The organism is Enterococcus sp. DIV0561 (assembly GCF_050539875.1).
Lineage (GTDB): Bacteria > Bacillota > Bacilli > Lactobacillales > Enterococcaceae > Enterococcus > Enterococcus faecalis.
Genome location: NZ_CP172927.1, coordinates 1,239,883 through 1,257,465 on the forward strand (window position 1 = coordinate 1,239,883; position 17,583 = coordinate 1,257,465).

General features: G+C 36.4%; 14 protein-coding genes and 2 tRNA genes. 15 read left to right on the plus strand and 1 reads right to left on the minus strand.

Going from position 1 to position 17,583, the window contains the following annotated elements:
- Positions 1 to 6 precede the first annotated feature (6 nt).
- From IGM13_RS06085 to IGM13_RS06115, 7 genes are all read left to right on the plus strand, one after another.
- Positions 7 to 2,643 (plus strand): FtsX-like permease family protein, encoded by a 2,637-nt coding sequence (locus IGM13_RS06085; protein ID WP_010816470.1) that lies wholly within the window; start codon positions 7 to 9, stop codon positions 2,641 to 2,643.
- Between the two features lie 182 nt (positions 2,644 to 2,825).
- Entirely contained in the window at positions 2,826 to 3,359 is a 534-nt protein-coding gene (locus tag IGM13_RS06090; protein WP_002369505.1) for a hypothetical protein, read from the plus strand.
- A 16-nt stretch (positions 3,360 to 3,375) separates the two neighbouring features.
- Positions 3,376 to 4,845, plus strand: a complete 1,470-nt coding sequence (locus tag IGM13_RS06095; RefSeq protein WP_002365565.1) for a flotillin family protein — start codon at positions 3,376 to 3,378, stop codon at positions 4,843 to 4,845.
- 146 nt (positions 4,846 to 4,991) lie between these two features.
- Complete coding sequence (locus tag IGM13_RS06100) at positions 4,992 to 5,225, plus strand: DUF2969 domain-containing protein (RefSeq protein ID WP_002357806.1); 234 nt, start codon at positions 4,992 to 4,994, stop codon at positions 5,223 to 5,225.
- A 96-nt stretch (positions 5,226 to 5,321) separates the two neighbouring features.
- A tRNA-Tyr gene (locus IGM13_RS06105) sits at positions 5,322 to 5,402 on the plus strand.
- A gap of 9 nt (positions 5,403 to 5,411) precedes the next feature.
- Positions 5,412 to 5,483, plus strand: a tRNA-Gln gene (locus tag IGM13_RS06110).
- 154 nt (positions 5,484 to 5,637) lie between these two features.
- Positions 5,638 to 5,817 carry a hypothetical protein gene (locus IGM13_RS06115; protein WP_002357804.1) on the plus strand — a complete coding sequence of 60 codons (180 nt, stop codon included), beginning with the start codon at positions 5,638 to 5,640 and terminating at the stop codon, positions 5,815 to 5,817.
- A gap of 55 nt (positions 5,818 to 5,872) precedes the next feature.
- Here the strand turns inward: IGM13_RS06115 and IGM13_RS06120 are convergent, their stop codons facing one another.
- Positions 5,873 to 6,484 carry a TetR/AcrR family transcriptional regulator gene (locus tag IGM13_RS06120; protein ID WP_002419800.1) on the minus strand — a complete coding sequence of 204 codons (612 nt, stop codon included), beginning with the start codon at positions 6,482 to 6,484 and terminating at the stop codon, positions 5,873 to 5,875.
- Between the two features lie 175 nt (positions 6,485 to 6,659).
- Here IGM13_RS06120 and IGM13_RS06125 point away from each other — a divergent pair, with 175 nt between their 5' ends.
- The 8 genes from IGM13_RS06125 (at position 6,660) to IGM13_RS06160 (ending at position 17,583) form a co-directional block, all read left to right on the plus strand.
- Positions 6,660 to 10,907 carry a 2-hydroxyacyl-CoA dehydratase gene (locus IGM13_RS06125; RefSeq protein ID WP_010816472.1) on the plus strand — a complete coding sequence of 1,416 codons (4,248 nt, stop codon included), beginning with the start codon at positions 6,660 to 6,662 and terminating at the stop codon, positions 10,905 to 10,907.
- A 206-nt stretch (positions 10,908 to 11,113) separates the two neighbouring features.
- Positions 11,114 to 11,821 carry a GntR family transcriptional regulator gene (locus IGM13_RS06130; RefSeq protein ID WP_002357800.1) on the plus strand — a complete coding sequence of 236 codons (708 nt, stop codon included), beginning with the start codon at positions 11,114 to 11,116 and terminating at the stop codon, positions 11,819 to 11,821.
- Between the two features lie 661 nt (positions 11,822 to 12,482).
- Positions 12,483 to 13,616: a ThiF family adenylyltransferase gene (locus IGM13_RS06135; protein WP_002419798.1), complete on the plus strand. Its 1,134-nt coding sequence runs from the start codon at positions 12,483 to 12,485 to the stop codon at positions 13,614 to 13,616.
- Positions 13,580 to 14,452 (plus strand): hypothetical protein, encoded by an 873-nt coding sequence (locus IGM13_RS06140; protein WP_002363835.1) that lies wholly within the window; start codon positions 13,580 to 13,582, stop codon positions 14,450 to 14,452. The genes IGM13_RS06135 and IGM13_RS06140 overlap by 37 nt, the downstream gene beginning before the upstream one ends.
- A 22-nt stretch (positions 14,453 to 14,474) precedes the next feature.
- Positions 14,475 to 15,419 (plus strand): ABC transporter ATP-binding protein, encoded by a 945-nt coding sequence (locus IGM13_RS06145; RefSeq protein ID WP_002419797.1) that lies wholly within the window; start codon positions 14,475 to 14,477, stop codon positions 15,417 to 15,419.
- Positions 15,397 to 16,155, plus strand: a complete 759-nt coding sequence (locus IGM13_RS06150) for an ABC transporter permease (RefSeq protein ID WP_002419796.1) — start codon at positions 15,397 to 15,399, stop codon at positions 16,153 to 16,155. Before IGM13_RS06145 ends, IGM13_RS06150 begins: the two co-directional genes overlap by 23 nt.
- Before the next feature lie 8 nt (positions 16,156 to 16,163).
- Complete coding sequence (locus IGM13_RS06155) at positions 16,164 to 16,877, plus strand: ATP-binding cassette domain-containing protein (protein WP_002378341.1); 714 nt, start codon at positions 16,164 to 16,166, stop codon at positions 16,875 to 16,877.
- Positions 16,849 to 17,583 (plus strand): hypothetical protein, encoded by a 735-nt coding sequence (locus IGM13_RS06160; RefSeq protein ID WP_002419795.1) that lies wholly within the window; start codon positions 16,849 to 16,851, stop codon positions 17,581 to 17,583. The genes IGM13_RS06155 and IGM13_RS06160 overlap by 29 nt, the downstream gene beginning before the upstream one ends.

Here is a 17,583-nt window from a genome sequence, read left to right on the forward strand (position 1 = left end):
CCTAAAATGAAGAAAACAGCGCTAATTAAAACAAGCTTACGTGAAATTAGACAATCTACTACACGGTTTTTATCGATTATGGGGATTATTTTCCTTGGTGTAATGGTCTTTGTTGGTTTGAAAGCTACTGGCCCAGATATGATTAAAACCGCGAATAATTATTACCAGAAAGAGCAGCTTCCAGATGCGCGAATAATTTCTACAATGGGACTGGAAAAGAAAGATTTAACAACACTACAGTCTTTAAAAGATGTCGAAACAGTTGTGCCGCGGTATACAATAGATGCCACGATTGGGCCGCAAAATAATGCAGTAAAATTGTTTGGCTATCGAAAAAATCAAGCAGGATCGGTTAACTATCAAGTAGTTGACGGTCGGTTACCTAAACAAACAAATGAAATTGCATTAGATACATTAGCGAAAACTAGATATGACTATAAAATGGGTGATAAAATCACTTTAAACGATGCAGCGATTAAAGAAAAAGGGCTGACACAAACTCATTTTACTGTTGTTGGATTTATCAATTCACCAGAATATATTGATAATACATCCAGGGGAACCACAACGGTCGGGTCTGGAACGTTAAACTTTTTTGGCGTGGTTTCGGAAAAAGCCTTTGACAGTCAACGGTATCCAGAATTGCTAATCTTATTTCGTTCATTAAAACATCAAAATACGTATTCCTCTGATTATGAAAAGAAAAGAGAGCAGGCCTTGAATCAGGTAAAAGAGGCACTGAAAAATCGGCCAGAAGAACAGGTTGCCGCCCTACGTGATTCGGCTCAGCCGGACATTAACCAAGGTCGACAAGCGCTAGAAACGGGAAAACAAGCGCTTGCGCAGTTGGAGCAACAACTAGGAATTCCAGCTGAGATGCTTGAAAAGCAAAAAGACGAATTGGCTAAACAGGAACAACTGTTGGCTGAAAAAGAAACAGAGCTAGCCAATTTGAAAGCCCCAACGTATTATTATTTTACCAGGGAAGACAATCCAGGATTTTCTGAATATCAAGATAACGCTGATCGGATTTCTTCTTTAGCCACGCTATTCCCGTTGTTCTTTTTCCTAATTGCGGCATTAGTCAGCTTAACTACCATGACACGTATGGTGGAAGAAAAAAGAATGGAAATTGGTAGTTTGAAAGCTTTAGGTTATCGTAATCGTGAAATTGCTTCGATTTTTATTACCTATGCAACGGTTGCTAGCCTAACGGGTGCATTATTAGGATTGGCAGTTGGCTATTATCTATTCCCTAAAATAATTTTTGATGCCTACGGTCAAATGTACAATATTCCTGATTTAGTTACACCGTGGTACTTAAATTACAGTTTATGGGGCATTATTGTAGCCTTAGCTTGTACTGTGGGAGCGGCCTTAGTGACATTAAGAATCGATTTATTAAGTACCCCAGCTACCTTGCTAAGACCCAAAGCGCCGAAAGCAGGCCAACGGATTTTACTAGAACGAATCCGCCCTTTATGGCAACGCATGAGCTTTATTCAAAAAGTGACCGCTAGAAATCTGTTCCGCTATAAACGACGGATGCTGATGACCGTTATCGGAATAGCTGGTTGTATGGGGCTGTTAATTGTTGGTTTTGGTTTACGCGATTCAATTGTGGATGTCGCTACAATTCAATTTAATAAAATCTGGCATTACCAAGCAGTCGTGACTTTTAAAGAGCAAACAACACCTGAAGAGACAAAAGAGTATCAAGAAACGTTGCGCAAACTGGATGGTTTGAATAAAACAATTCCGTTATATTCAGAAATCTTTAAAACGAAGGGCCAAGGTGCACCAACTCAAAATATTACTCTTTATGTGCCACAAGATCCTTCGAAAATGGCTGATTTTCAGTTATTTAATGATCGAGTCACTGGAGAAAAATATTCCCTCAACGATGACGGTGTAATCATTAATGAAAAATTAGCTAAATTATTCGGCTATAAAGTCGGAGATCAATTAAATTTAGAAAATAGTGATAATCAAACCTATCACGTGAAAATTGCCGCGATTGCAGAGAACTACACGGGTCATTTTGTCTATATGACGCCGAAACTCTACCAGACGATGACGAAACAGAAGCCGAAGTATAATACAGAATTCCTACTTTTTGACAAAAAGTTATCCTCAAAACAAGAAACCTCAATCGGAGAGGCGTTGACAAAACAGCCGAAAGTGTTGAACATTACGTTTTTAACTGCGATGAAAGGTTCGTTTGATGATATGCTGAAAAGCCTTGATATTGTCATTTGGGTACTAATTGCTGTTTCTGGTTCTTTAGCGTTAATTGTGTTATATAATTTAACCAACATTAATGTTTCTGAACGGATTCGAGAACTTTCCACGATTAAGGTTTTAGGGTTTTACGATCGTGAAGTCACCACCTATGTTTACCGTGAAAACATTATTTTAACGTTCATTGGTATTATTGTTGGCTGCTTCTTTGGGAAAATTTTGCATCAATATATTTTAGCAACCGTTGAAGTTGATTTAATTATGTTTTCGCCAATTATTCATTGGCCAAGTTATCTGTATTCCGCAGTCATCACCATGTGTTTCACGTTGTTTGTGATGGTCATTATGCATCGGAAATTGAAGAAAATCAATATGATTGAAGCGTTAAAATCAAATGAATAGCACATTTTAAAAACGAGCAGTCCGTAGAAGTTCGATAATTCTAGGACTGCTCGTTTATTGCTGCTTCTTTTATTAAGAAAAAATAGGTCTTAAGATGTATCTTTTGAGATTTATTTGGAAATTACTACTCTTTTTATTTAAAAATTGGTACACTATTACTAGGTTATAGCACAGAAAGGAGTGTGGGAAAAGTGTTAGAAGGTCTACCATTGGAAACGGTTTATTTTTATGCATTAGTGGGGAGCGCGGTCCTCGCTTTTTTACTAATTATTTTTGGGGATGTTTTTAATTTTGATGGACCGGTGGACCCAATGCTGATTATTCCATGGATTGCTTTTACCTCGCTGTTTGGGTACCTTGGGGAAGAATTAACAGCGGTGAATAGTTGGCTTATTTTAATTGTCAGTGGTATTCTTTCAACCATTATTGTTTTCTTCCTAAATTTTTATGTGTTGGTCCCTTTGAAAAATTCGGAGGCCACAATTTCTATTTCGGAAAAAGACATGGAGGGTCGTGTTGCTACTGTGATTACCCCAATTCCTGTCCAGGGAATGGGCGAGATTCAATTGAAGAGTGTCACAGGTTCGTTAAGTCGACCAGCAGCATTTTATGTGCCACAAGAAGTGGCTGCGCCAAGAGGTAGTGAGGTATTGATTATTGAATTGAAAGAACGGGTTTGTTATGTCATTCCTTACGAAGGCAGTCTAAAAATATAGAGTAGGAGAGAAGAAAATGGGGATTTTGTTACCGATTATTATTGCAGTTTTAGTATTATTAATGTTATTAATTGTGTTTGTTTCTAAATATCAGACAGCCAAACCTGATGAAGCGTTAATTATCAGCGGGAGCTATCTAGGCTCTAAAAATGTTCATGTAGACGAAGGTGGCAACAAAATTAAAATCGTTCGTGGCGGTGGTGCGTTTGTCTTACCAGTGTTCCAACGTTCAAATCGAATTAGTTTGCTTTCAAGTAAATTAGATGTTTCTACACCAGAAGTGTACACAGAACAAGGGGTTCCTGTGATGTGTGATGGGACATCAATCATTAAAATTGGCTCGTCAGTTGAAGAAATTGCGACAGCAGCGGAACAATTTTTAGGAAAAACAACAGAAGAATTAGAAAATGAAGCACGTGAAGTATTAGAAGGACATTTACGTTCGATTTTAGGTTCAATGACAGTGGAAGAAATTTACCAAAATCGTGATAAATTTAGCCAAAGTGTACAAGAAGTTGCCAGTGTTGACTTAGCTAAAATGGGCTTAGTTATTGTGTCGTTCACAATTAAAGAAGTTCGTGATAAAAATGGATACTTGGATTCATTAGGGAAACCAAGAATCGCTCAAGTTAAACGTGATGCAGATATTGCAGAAGCAGAAGCCTTGAAAGAAACTCGCATCAAAAAAGCGGAAGCAGAAAAAGAATCACAACAAGCGGAATTGCAACGTCAAACAGAAATTGCAGAAGCTTCAAAAGAAAAAGAATTGAAATTAGCGTTATACAAACAAGAACAAGACATTGCCAAAGCCAAAGCAGACCAAGCCTATAACTTGGAAAGCGCGCGTGCACAACAACACGTGGTGGAACAAGAAATGGAAGTCAAAGTCGTTGAACGTCAAAAACAAATTGAGTTAGAAGAAAAAGAAATTACGCGTCGTGAAAAACAATACGACTCAGAAGTGAAGAAAAAAGCCGATGCGGATCGTTATGCACGCGAACAAGAAGCTCTTGCTCAAAAAGCACGCGAAGTGGCAGAAGCCGAAGCAGAACGCTTCAAAGTTGAAGCATTAGCCGAAGCGGAAGCCAACAAAACGCGTTTAACAGGTCAAGCGCAAGCCGAAGCTATTTTAGCTCGTGGTGCAGCGGAAGCCGAAGCCAAACAAAAGATTGCTGATGCCTTCAAAGAATATGGTGAAGCAGCTGTGTTAAGTATGGTGATGGAAATGTTGCCACAATTAATGAAAGAAGCAGCACAACCATTGGGCAACATCGACAAGATTTCAGTGGTAGATACAGGCGCAGGTGGCGAAAATTCTGGCGCCAACCGTATTACCAATTATGCAACAAACTTGTTGGCTGGTACACAAGAAACACTAAAAGAAACAACGGGCCTTGACGTGAAAGAGCTAATTGAAAACTTTTCTAAAAAAGGTACCTCAAATAGCGTGAACTATCATGCAGCAGAAGGTTCAGAAAAAGAATAGAAATCAGCCTTTAAGGAGTAGCGAATCGCATTTCGTTACTCCTTAATGCTGCATTGAAACGATAAACGAACAATCTGACAGAGAAATAGCGAGTGCTTGTTTTGTTTCAAAGATTCTGATAACATAGAGTTCTTGGAGGGATAGAGATGTCAAAAAAGAATAAAGATATTGAAGTACGTGTTGAAGAAGAAAAAGCCCAATACAATGGAGCGAACGTTTTAATGAACAAATTATTTATTGGTAAAAAAGAAATCGGTCGTGTCATTCCGCAAAATGATAAAAAATTCATCATTGAAATTGATGGTAAGCAAGAAGGTACAGCAAAAAATCTGGACGAAGCCTTTGAAACAATTATTCGTCAATGGAATTTAAGTGAATAAAAAATAAATAACAATTTTTTTAAAAAAAGGGTTGCTTTTTTCTGGAAAAGATTGTATTATAACTAAGTCAGGTCGTTACAGCGACAATGACTTTTTGGAGGAATAGCGAAGTGGCTAAACGCGACGGACTGTAAATCCGTTCCTTAGGGTTCAGTGGTTCGAATCCACTTTCCTCCATTTTCTTTTTGGGGTATAGCCAAGCGGTAAGGCAACGGACTTTGACTCCGTCATGCGTTGGTTCGAATCCAGCTACCCCAGTTTTCAGAACATTTCTGGTAGAGAGATGTTCTTTTTTTGTATAATTATATAACAAAAATGAGGTAAGATTTTCCTCATGTACAGGCTAGAAAAGTTTTCATTTATATAAGAATATGCTAAAGTATTAAGAAAGAATAGTCTGGAGTTGATAAGAATGAACTTTAAAGAAAAAATTACAGAAATGGTTGAAAATGTTTACGATTTAGCACGCGATGGTAAGTATGATGTCAAAGTTGACTTAATTCCTCGTAAAAAAGGTAACATCAAAAGTGGTGTTAAAGTCACTTCTTCAAGAAATACAGCCCACAATATCAAATGGCGTTCAAAAAACTAATTCGTCTTTAACAGAAACACCGGAGCAGACAAAATTATTGTCTACTCCGGTGTTTTTATTTTTCTAATTCGATGCCTAAGACAGTTAAATGCCCATTACCGACTAATTTGATAACTAATTGGGCTAAGTGGTTGGGTGTCATATCCGTCTCGCTAGTAATCCACCAATGAAGGGTACCGATGAAGATAGAGGTCATGTATTCAATAACAAAATCTATCGGTACGTCAATATCATTTTCGGTAATACGCAACTGCGAAAAAATCGTCGCATATTTTTCTTCGATAATTTCAGCTAAGCGTTTTCGAAAGTGTTCGTTGAAATTATTGTCCATGATAGTTAAGAAGAAAGATTTGTTCTCTTGAATGTTAATGTAGAGCTGCGTCAGAAGTTCTTCAATGTGCTTCACGCGGACACGGTTGCCATTAACCAGTTGTTGCGAATCAAGAATAGCGGTGAAAGCACTAAGCGTAAAGGTGAAGATTGCATCATATAAATGCTGTTTGTCTTTAAAATGAGCATAAAAAGTCGCACGATTAATCATAGCTTCATCAGCAATATCTTGAATCGTCACCGCTTCGTAGCCTTTCGTTTCTACAAGTTTAAAAAAAGCTTGAATAATCATTTTTCTGGTTCGTTGTACTCTAAGGTCTGTTTTCTTTGCCATCATAAATTCCTTTCGAGATAGTCAACATTCGCGGAAACTTTGTTGTTTATCTCACAAAATAGGGTAAATTGCTTGTTGCAAATCATTTAGAACCTTTCTAAAATAGGTATATCTATTATAACAAACAGTTTGTATAATAATCAACAAACTGTTGAAAAATGAAGGGGTATTTTAATTGATGGTTATGAGAGCAGGGATTGATGTTGGGTCAACGACAGTAAAATTAGTATTTTTAAATAAGCAAAATCAGCCTATTTTTACAAAATATGAACGCCATTTTTCAGATGTCAAAGCAGCAACGGAACGCATTTTAAAAGAAGGGCTAGCAAGGATTGGTGCAGACCAACCTGTGACAATGAGCATAACTGGCTCTGGTGGTATGGGGCTGGCTGAGGTATTAGGGATTCCCTTTGTTCAAGAGGTTATCGCGTGTACACGAACTGTTGAAACAATAATCCCAGAAACGGATGTTGCTATTGAACTTGGCGGAGAAGATGCAAAAATCACTTTTTTTGATGGTGCTTTAGAGCAACGAATGAATGGTAGTTGTGCAGGTGGGACAGGCGCCTTCATCGATCAAATGGCTGTTTTACTTAAAACGGATGCCAATGGAGTGAATGAATTGGCGAAGAATTATCAAACTATTTATCCGATTGCTTCCCGCTGTGGGGTTTTTGCTAAAACGGATGTTCAACCTTTAATCAATGAAGGAGCAGCGAAAGAAGATATCGCGGCGAGTATTTTTCAAGCGGTAGTTAATCAAACAATCGCCGGGTTAGCTGCTGGTCGCAAAATTAAAGGTAAAGTAGCGTTTTTAGGGGGACCTTTATTTTTCATGTCAGAATTGAGAAAACGGTTTATTGAAACCTTAGCAATTCAGCCAGAAGATGTTATTTTTCCAGAACAACCGCAACTGTTTGTAGCAATGGGAGCAGCACTTTATTCAGAAGATGCAGCCGAATGTACATTGGAAGAATTAATTCAGCGCTTAGTGAACAGCCAGGCTACTGATTTACAGCCGAGCGACACGTTACCACCGTTATTTAACAGCGCAGAAGATTTAGCAGATTTTCGAGAAAGACACGCGCAAGCCCAAGCAACGGAGAAACCTTTATCTCAACATACTGGCGTGGCCTTTTTAGGGATTGATGCAGGCTCAACAACGACAAAAGTCACATTGATTGATGAAGATGGTCATTTGTTGTTTTCTTTTTATGGTAATAACCAAGGGCAACCTTTAGAAACCACCATGACAGTACTGAAATCACTTTATCAACAACTGCCTGAAGAAGTTTTTATCGGAAAAGCGGCTGTTACAGGATATGGAGAACAGCTAATAAAAAATGCGTTAAAAGTCGATATTGGTGAAGTTGAAACGATGGCCCATTACAAAGCAGCCAACCATTTTCAGCCAGGTGTGGATTTTATTTTGGATATCGGAGGACAGGATATGAAAGCGATGACCATTAAAAATGGCGTGCTTTCCTCGATTCAATTAAATGAGGCTTGTTCTTCTGGGTGCGGTTCTTTTATCGAAACCTTTGCGCAATCTTTAAAATATAATGTGAAGGATTTTGCTTTGGCGGCTTTAGAATCGCAAGCGCCTGTTGATTTAGGTTCTCGGTGTACTGTTTTTATGAACTCAAAAGTGAAACAGGTTCAAAAAGAAGGGGCCTCTGTCGGCGATATTTCTGCTGGACTATCTTATTCAGTCATCAAAAATGCCATTTATAAAGTTATTAAGGTTCGCCGACCTGAAGAGTTGGGAGAAAAGATTGTCTGCCAGGGAGGAACATTTTACAATGAAGCGGTCTTGAGAGCTTTTGAAAAAATTAGCGGTCGTGAAGTGGTTCGTCCTTCTATTGCTGGTTTGATGGGGGCCTATGGGGCAGCGCTGATTGCTTTGGACGCTTATGAAATTGGGGAAGAAACCACGCTTCTTTCTTTAGAAGAGTTAGCGGCATTTACCTCTGAAAAGGAATTTACTCATTGCGGCTTGTGTGAAAACAATTGTCAATTAACGGTCACAGTGTTTTCAGATGGGCGCCAATTTATTACGGGAAATCGCTGTGAACGTGGTGCGCGAATTAAAATTAAACGAGAAGAACGCAAAGTGAATTTGGTTGATTATAAGTACCGCAAGTTATTTAAGTACCGACCTTTGCGGGAAAATAAAGCGGTTCGTGGGCGTTTGGGTATCCCTAGAGTCCTAAACATGTATGAAAATTATCCTTTGTGGCATACATTTTTTACTGACTTGGGCTTTCGGGTCGAATTATCGCCACGTTCTAATAAGCAAATCTATGAGCAAGGCCTTGAAACGATTCCCAGTGATACGGTTTGTTACCCAGCGAAAATGGCGCATGGACATATTCAAGCATTAATTGATGCGCAAGTGCCAATTATCTTTTATCCTGGTGTTGTTTTTGAACAGCAAGAAACAGTGGAAGCGGATAATCATTTTAATTGTCCAATTGTGCAAAGCTACCCAGATGTTATTCGAAATAATGTGGATGCCATCAGAGAGGGCCAAGTGGATTATCGAAATCCCTATCTTAATTTAGCGAATGAAGCTGCAGTTGCCAAAGTTTTAGCTGAAAATTTTGCTGATTTAGGGATTTCCCTAGAAGAAATTCAAACAGCGCTGCATCATGGTTATCAAGAATTAGCAGCTTTTAAAAAAGAAATTCAAGAAAAAGGCGAAGAAACGTTAGCCATGTTAACCGAAAAAGGCCAGAGAGGAATTGTCTTATCGGGACGACCGTATCACTTGGATCCAGAAATTAATCACGGCATTGCCGAAGTCATTACACAGGAAGGATTCCATGTCTTGACAGAAGACAGTATCTCGCATCTTGGAGACGTGCAGAATTTACGTGTGGTGAATCAATGGGTCTATCATTCTCGCTTATATGCGGCGGCTAAAGTAGTGGCTAAGACGAAAAATTTAGAACTTGTCCAACTGAATTCCTTTGGTTGCGGCTTAGATGCTGTGACAACCGATCAAGTAGAAGAAATCATGGATCGGTCTGGCAAAATTTATACAGTCCTCAAAATCGATGAAGGCGCGAATTTGGGCGCAATTCGTATTCGGTTGCGCTCCTTGAAAGCGGCTGTCAATGAGCGGGAGAAGCAACAGTTTGTTCCGCATATGCAAATGGAAGAGCCAGAGAAAATAGTGTTTACAAAACAAATGAAAAAAACACATACTTTACTGTTACCAATGCTTAGCCCGATTCATCAATCTGGATTAGTCGATGTAGCATTACAAGCTTCTGGCTATCATGTCGTCTGTTTGCCTGCGCAGGATAAAGAAGCCGTGAATGTCGGGTTAAAATATGTCAATAATGATGCATGTTACCCAGCAATTATTTCTATCGGACAACTAGTCGAAGCTTTGGAAAGTGGTCAATATGATTTGGATAATGTCAGTGTCTTAATGACGCAAACAGGGGGCGGTTGTCGCGCAACGAATTACATTCCCTTATTACGAAAAGCCTTAAATGATGCCGGTTTTTCTCAAGTTCCTGTAGTTTCAGTTTCGATGGGTAATAAAGGGGTCGAATCCAATCCAGGATTTAAATTTACGTTGCCAATGATCAAACGCTTAGTAGTTGCCTTTTTATATGGTGACTTATTCGAACGAGTAGTTTATCGAACAAGACCTTATGAAACAGAAAAAGGAATGGTGGATCAACTACACCAAGATTGGCTAAAAAGAGTGGAAGCCAATGTCCGGAATGGTTCGCTGACACAATTTAATCACTTCATGAAAAAAATTATTCGGACGTTTGATGAAATTCCTTTACAGGAGATAAAAAAACCAAAAGTCGGTGTGGTCGGGGAAATTTTAGTGAAATATTCGCCGACAGCGAATAATGATATTGTGCGTTTGCTAGAAGAAGAAGGTGCTGAAGCAGTTGTGCCAGATATTGTTGGCTTTATGAACTATTCTTTGTACAATCAAATTTGGAAATACGAAAATATGGGCATGTCAAAACAAAGCAAACGTTTAGCAGAATTTGCGATAAAAATCATTGAATTGGTAGAAAAACCAATGGATAAGGCATTGAGAAAATCGGTCCGTTTTGATGGCATTCATTCCATTTATGATATGGCAGCAGACGCAAGTAAAATTTTATCAATTGGTAATCATACGGGTGAAGGTTGGTTTTTAACAGCTGAAATGATTGAGCTCTTAAAACATGAGGTGAATAACATCGTTTGTATGCAGCCGTTTGGATGTTTACCAAACCATATTGTTGGAAAAGGGGTCGTGAAAGAGCTACGACGTCAATATCCGCAAGCAAACATTGCGGCGGTGGATTATGATCCAGGGGTATCTTTGGTCAATCAGTTGAACCGAATCCGTTTGATGATGGCCACAGCGAACAAGTTACTGAAAGAAGAAAATGTAAAAAGATAATAACTAATAGAAATTCGTTTAAAAACATTTGACTTGGTCACTTTTTACTGACTAAGCCAAATGTTTTTGTTATAAAAAGAAAGCATGTAACTAGACCAACTTTGATAAAAATTCCAATTCCTCTTTTATTTATCATTTTTTGGTTGTTTACACGGTCTATACCAGTTATAATAGAAGAGGAGATGAACGAAGAGGAGGAAGCGTAAATGGTTCAAAATATACCAATTTATATTCAAATTCACGATAAAATCAAAGAAGATATTGAAAAAGGTGTCTGGAGTATCGGGGATCGTTTGCCCTCTGAGCGAGAATTAGCCTTGAAATTTGATGTTAGTCGAATGACCTTACGCCAAGCCATTCAGACTTTAGCAGACGAAGGGATTTTAGAACGAAAAATTGGTTCAGGAACGTATGTAGCACGTAAGAAAGTTCAAGAAACAATGACTGGTACCACTAGTTTTACAGAAATTACCTTGTCTCAAAATCGCGTTCCTTCTAGTCGGACGGTGTCTTATTTTGTAGCGAAACCTAGTTCTAGTGAGATGGAAAAATTACAACTAGGTCCAGAAGATTCAATTTTACGAATGGAAAGAATTCGGTTTGCGGATGACATTCCGATTTGTTTTGAGGTGGCGAGCATTCCTTATTCATTGGTCTCGCAATATGGCAAATCTGAAATCACGAACTCTTTTTATAAAACTCTTGAAGCTAAATCTGGCCACAAAATTGGCCACTCTAACCAAACAATCTCTGCTGTTCAAGCATCGGAACAGATCGCAGAATATTTAGAGATTAAACGAGGCGATGCGATTCTGCGTGTGCGCCAAGTATCCTATTTTGAAAACGGACTACCTTTTGAATATGTTCGTACGCAGTATGCAGGAAGTCGATTTGAGTTTTATTTAGAGAAGTAGAGAAATGATAAGTATGGAAAAATGCCGAGGAATAGGCTGAGGTAAGATATTTTAACCCCCAAAAGTTGTATCTGAAAAATACAATTTTTGGAGGTTATTTTTATGAACTTATAAGGTAGAATTCAAATTAAAATTAGTGAAAGCATCTCAATTCAAATAAATATTGAATAGAGTAGCAAGTCTGAATACCAGAAAAGTGAGATGGTTTGTCCCGCTATAAATATTGTTAAAAATAAACTTATAATAGCTGCTAGTTTATTTGCTTCTGTTCTTTTTTTGGCTGTAGTTCGTTCTTGTCCATTTTTTATATTTCTTTTTTAAACTGTAACCTAATATAAGATATACCCGTTCAACGCTTTAATCAAAAAGTTGCAAAATTATCAGTTGTTTTGCAAATTGTTACATTGAAATTGTTAATTATTACCAATCAATAATACTTATGATTGTCAAAGTTATTATATAGATATACTGAAAGAGAAATTTATTTTCTTTTTCAATAAAAAGTTTAGCGGAAGGAGTGATGCGGAATGAAAAAAATTAACGTACGTAAAGCCGATACAGTTGATGCAACAGCATGGTGGATTATTATCTAATTTGATAACCAAATAACGGTTAGACGAGATAGAAATATCTCGTCATTTTTTAATAAGGAGTGAAAAAAATGAAGTATAAATATCCCAGAATAAAACCAATCTATCCATTGTATCAATTAAATAAAGAGAGATTTAGAGTTGGGGCCCAATTAGGAATCACTATTGAATTTGATGATGATGAAGGTCAATTTTGGACATTATCTAATTTACTCGATGGAGTTAGATCATTTGATGAAGTTGTCACAGAAATGAAGAGGAAATATCCGGAATTAACAGTAAAAGATATCGAAGAAGGGATAGATTTTTTAAATGATGAAGGTCTAATCGAGGAGACGTTTCCTGGTAGAATGATTGAAGATAGATACTTAGCTAATGTGAATTACTTTAGTAGGTACTGTAAAGCTGATGATGATAGATTTGAAATACAGGAAAAGATAAATAACTTGAAAATACTATTATTAGGTCTTGGTGGAGGAGGATCAAATATTCTAACGTTACTAGCGGGTCTTGGCCCCAAGATGATCAGAATGGTGGACTATGACCGAGTTGAAACAAGTAATTTAGGTCGTCAATTACTATATAGAGAAGCAGATATTGGTGAGAAGAAAACTGTAGTTGCTAAAAGAGCCATTAATGAAATGAACTCAAATATTAACGTTGAAACTGTAGATAAAAAAATAATAGATGTGAATGATGTTGTTGAATTGACAGAAGGAATAGATATCATTGTTTGCGCTATTGATGAACCCCCTTTCCTTATACATAGAATTGTGAATGAAGCTATTGTAAAAGTTGGTTTGCCGTGCGTGTTTGGTGCCTCACAGGTTAGCCGAGGAAGAGTATACACTGTAATACCCCAGAAAACAGGATGCTTTGATTGCATGAATTTGAACTTCAGTAAAAATGACCCTAAATTTGTTGAACAATTTGTAGGTTTTAGAAATATTCAATTTGCTCCCCCATCCATAGCTTATGGTCCTGGTATCTTTCAATTAACAGCATCAATTGTAGATGAGTTAATAAGAGTGGTAACAAGATATGCTGAGCCAAAAAGTTTGGGAACGCAATATGAAATTAACTATGAGGACGGAAACTCGTTCACACATAAAACTTGGCCAAGGTTTGAGAGTGAATGTCCAACTTGTGGTAAAGGAGATGTCTCCCAATGGGAAATATTTCAATATTATCAAGAGAAGAAATAGGCCGAGACTATACCGAAGCTCGTACGTTAAAACGTAAGCTAAACAATGGCGATTGGGTTTATGTATCAGAAGAAAATCAACTATTAGTGTTGAGTGATGAAGTGGCGAGACAAATTAATTCATCCGAACTAATCGAAGAAGAGGTACTTAATGAATTAGTTGAAAATAAAATTATGATAAAAAAAGCCGATCAGAGAGATGATTATAAGCCGCTATTTGTCGAGCCTAAGAATATCTTATTTAAAAGCTCCTCTTTCCTGATTGATGTTAACGGTATTGTTGCGTTTACGATTAGCATATTTTTATTCGTAATCAAGGGGTCTCCTTTTGGAAGTGCAGTAAATGTTTTGTTTACAAATCCTTTAAAATTTCTTCTAATTGCTATTCTTGTCTCAATCGTATCTACAACTTTTCATGAATTTATGCACATTATATTTTCAAGGAATTCAAGGAAAATCAATTTAAACATAGTTAAAGCCGTTGCTACGATACCTATGACTCATGTATGGACGTGGAGTAGGTTTGGTAGAATCACGGCGATCACCTCTGGAATGTCGTCGGATGCAATATTCTTGTTAGTTTTTTTGATTATGAATAATAAAAGTGTTGGAGTTAATTCTATTGCGGCATCAATACTTATAACAAGGATATTGTGGCAATTTATCATTATACAAAAAACAGATATTAACATTTTGATTTCTTTTGTGGTTGATAATCCTTTCTACTTTGAAGAGGTCGCAATTATGAAATTAATCATTATTAAAGTAATAAGCATAAGTGTGCTAGCAATGATAATTTGGTTATGGTTCCAACCTGTTATCAATCAATTTAATTAAGTCTAAATATAGGAGGTTTGCTTTGAATCAACAGTTAGAATTACATTCGCTAAGTAAAAAGTACAAGAAATCAGAGAGCTATGCAAATGATAATATAAATTTGCGCTTTAATAAAGGTGAAATAACTGCCATAGCTGGACATAATGGCGCTGGTAAAACAACAATGTTGAATCAGATTATAGGTATAACGAAATCAACAAAGGGCTCTATAACATTTAATGGTCTATCATTTGCGAGAGATAGTAAAATTGCAAGAGAATATGTCTCTATGATGCCTCAACTACATGCTCCCTTGGCAGGTATAACGATGGCTCAATCTGTCGAGTCAATAATAAGAATAAGAGGAGGCAGTCAGAAAATAGCTGAAGAAGAGTGTATTAAAATTTTAAAAGAATTAAAAATAGATGGATGGAAAGATATACCAGGACAGAAACTTTCAGGCGGACTTAGAAGGCTCACTTCATTTGCAATGGCCGTTGTATATCCTTCTCCAATAATAGTCCTTGACGAACCTACTAATGATGTGGATCCTATTAGACGGCAAAAAATATGGAGATATCTGAAAGAATTATCTAATAAGGGGCATATAATCATCGTGGTCACACACAATATTTTAGAAGTTGAAAAATATGCTGATAGATATATTCTAATGAATCATGGAAAGGTTCTTGAGGATAAGAACTTAAAAAAACAGTCTATAAAAATAAACGATCGAAATTATATGACTGTTAACTTTCTTAATCTAAGTGATTTGAAGAGTGTAATAGTACCGAGTGCAATTCAGACTAACATAAACGATGAGGAATTAATGATAGAAATGGAATTAGAGAACAGTCAAGTGTTAGAAGCAGTTGACTGGGTCATGAAATTAGTAATAGAAAGAAAAGTTCAAAATTATAAAGTTTCCCCAAAATCCTTAAATGAAACCTATGGAGAGTTAATAGATGAAAATGATAAAAAATTATAGAAGAAAATCAATGATTAAGGAATTATTTGCTTTAGTAGGGTGGAGTTTATTAAGACATAAATACTTATTGCCTGTTTTTACATTAACTCAAGTATTTCTATCATTAGCAATTGTCTACGGGTTAGCACTTCTAATACCAGATGTGAATAATCAGACAGCTATCTATCTGTCATCTGGAGCAACTACTCTTGGGATTATTGCGGTAGGGTGCGTTCTTGCTGCTCAAATAGTAAGTACAGCAAAACAGGAGGGCATTGTGGACTATCAAAGGACATTGCCAGTTTCTCGGTTGAACATATTAATTTCCGACTTTATAATTTGGGGAATGGCCTCACTACCTGGGGTGTTTATGTCATTTTTAGCGGCATATTTAAGATTCGATGTCCAAATTAGATTCTCAATGAAGGCCCTAGCTATTCTTAGTCTAATTCAATTATGTATGATCTCTATAGGTTTTGCTTTGGCATATTGGTTAACACCTAATGTAGTAGGATTAGCAACTCAGATAATTATGATAGGTGGACTTTTATTCTCGCCTATTACTTATCCAACAGATAGATTGCCTTCTGCTTTAGTGAACTTTTTTGAATTTTTACCATTTGTTCCATCGAGTAATTTGATAAGATCACTGTTTTATGAACAGAATACTGTTAATATTTCTAATATTATTGTAGTTTGTTTTTGGTTCGTGTTAACTACATTACTTTCACTTATTTCATTGTCAAGAAGGGACTGAATTGCAAAATGCAAACAATAAATATAAATAATTTATATAAAAAAGTAAGTGATACATTCAATTTAAAGGTTGATCAATTAGATTTAGAAGTAGGGAAAATTTATGGATTAGTTGGTCCGAATGGTGCAGGTAAAACAACTTTGATGAAATGTCTATGTAGTTTGCTTAGACCTGATAGTGGAATACTTAAAATAGACAATCGGCAAGTAGAAATAGCAGACCCTAAAATATTATTGCAAGTGGGTACTAACTTTGTTAACTCAGATAGTTTAAATGGATTTATGCTTGAAGATATATACAATGACCATGCTTTTTATTACAAGTTAAAAAATTTGTTAATGATAGAGACTCTATTAATGGATGTTGGTCTAAATGTAAATAAAAAAAGAAAGTTTAATACGATGTCTTTAGGAATGAAACAAAGGTTTTTGCTAGGTCTTGCTACAGCTCACAACCCTTCATTAGTATTATTAGATGAGCCATTTAACGGTTTAGATCCTGATGGTGTAGAGTTATTTATTGAGAATGTTAAGACCTTGTCCGAAAATAGAGTGTTGATAATTAGTAGTCATATATTGAGAGATATGGAAACATTTCTTGATGACGTTATATTTATAGAGAAAGGCAATGTACAAGAACCAAAATCAATGGTTGAGATTCGAGAAGAGTATAGAGAGGGGTTGAAAGAGTATTATGATGAACAAAAGAGAAAACATGATTAGTGACTCAAAATTGAATGTTTATAGATATGAATTAGATAAAATTAAAAATGTTTGGTTTAAAGTTTTCTTAATTACACTGGTAATCCAAATGTTATTTTTTATGTTTTTCTCATTTGTGGGAGTATTTGATGAAAGTGCTGATACGATCTCGTCATTTCAAGGAATTATAGCATTATCGAACACTGTTTCTATGTGCGGCATATCAATTTATGGAGCTGTATTACTAAGGAAAGAGCTTGTACGATTTTATGTTGGCAATCACCGGAATAGAACGTTTCTTTTTCCGATTGATCGAAAAGAGCTTCTCGTAAAAAAAACAAGTTCTTTTTACGTGATAATCTTATCTAGCTTTGGAAGTGCGCTTCTTATTTCATTTGTGACTGAGGTTTTGCTTAACTTAATTTTGAAGTTTCATAGTTCAAATTTATTTTTTGAAATTTACCTTGGTTTTATTACCATAGTTACAAGTTGTAGTCTACTATTCGTAATTTTGATATTGTCAGAAATAATTTCAATTTGGAAACAATCGGAAATTGCTTCAATAATAACGTCAGTGGTACTAATGCTAATATATTCGAATTTTTCTGCTATGGGTCTTATGAATTTTCCAACTATAACGTTCCTATTTTCAACGATTATGGGATTGATGCTTGTTTGGTTATTTTTGAAATTTTCTGATAAATTATGCGACATGGAAGTATACTAA

Excerpts from the sequence above, each read along its gene's own strand:
- IGM13_RS06085 (WP_010816470.1), top strand. The coding sequence starts at position 7 with ATGAAGAAAACAGCGCTAATTAAAACAAGCTTACGTGAAATTAGACAA.
- IGM13_RS06150 (WP_002419796.1), top strand. The coding sequence starts at position 15,397 with ATGAAAATGATAAAAAATTATAGAAGAAAATCAATGATTAAGGAATTA.
- IGM13_RS06130 (WP_002357800.1), top strand. The coding sequence starts at position 11,114 with ATGGTTCAAAATATACCAATTTATATTCAAATTCACGATAAAATCAAA.
- IGM13_RS06115 (WP_002357804.1), top strand. The coding sequence starts at position 5,638 with ATGAACTTTAAAGAAAAAATTACAGAAATGGTTGAAAATGTTTACGAT.
- IGM13_RS06100 (WP_002357806.1), top strand. The coding sequence starts at position 4,992 with ATGTCAAAAAAGAATAAAGATATTGAAGTACGTGTTGAAGAAGAAAAA.
- IGM13_RS06095 (WP_002365565.1), top strand. The coding sequence starts at position 3,376 with ATGGGGATTTTGTTACCGATTATTATTGCAGTTTTAGTATTATTAATG.
- IGM13_RS06155 (WP_002378341.1), top strand. The coding sequence starts at position 16,164 with ATGCAAACAATAAATATAAATAATTTATATAAAAAAGTAAGTGATACA.
- IGM13_RS06135 (WP_002419798.1), top strand. The coding sequence starts at position 12,483 with ATGAAGTATAAATATCCCAGAATAAAACCAATCTATCCATTGTATCAA.
- IGM13_RS06120 (WP_002419800.1), bottom strand. The coding sequence starts at position 6,484 with ATGATGGCAAAGAAAACAGACCTTAGAGTACAACGAACCAGAAAAATG.
- IGM13_RS06160 (WP_002419795.1), top strand. The coding sequence starts at position 16,849 with ATGATGAACAAAAGAGAAAACATGATTAGTGACTCAAAATTGAATGTT.
- IGM13_RS06125 (WP_010816472.1), top strand. The coding sequence starts at position 6,660 with ATGGTTATGAGAGCAGGGATTGATGTTGGGTCAACGACAGTAAAATTA.
- IGM13_RS06140 (WP_002363835.1), top strand. The coding sequence starts at position 13,580 with ATGGGAAATATTTCAATATTATCAAGAGAAGAAATAGGCCGAGACTAT.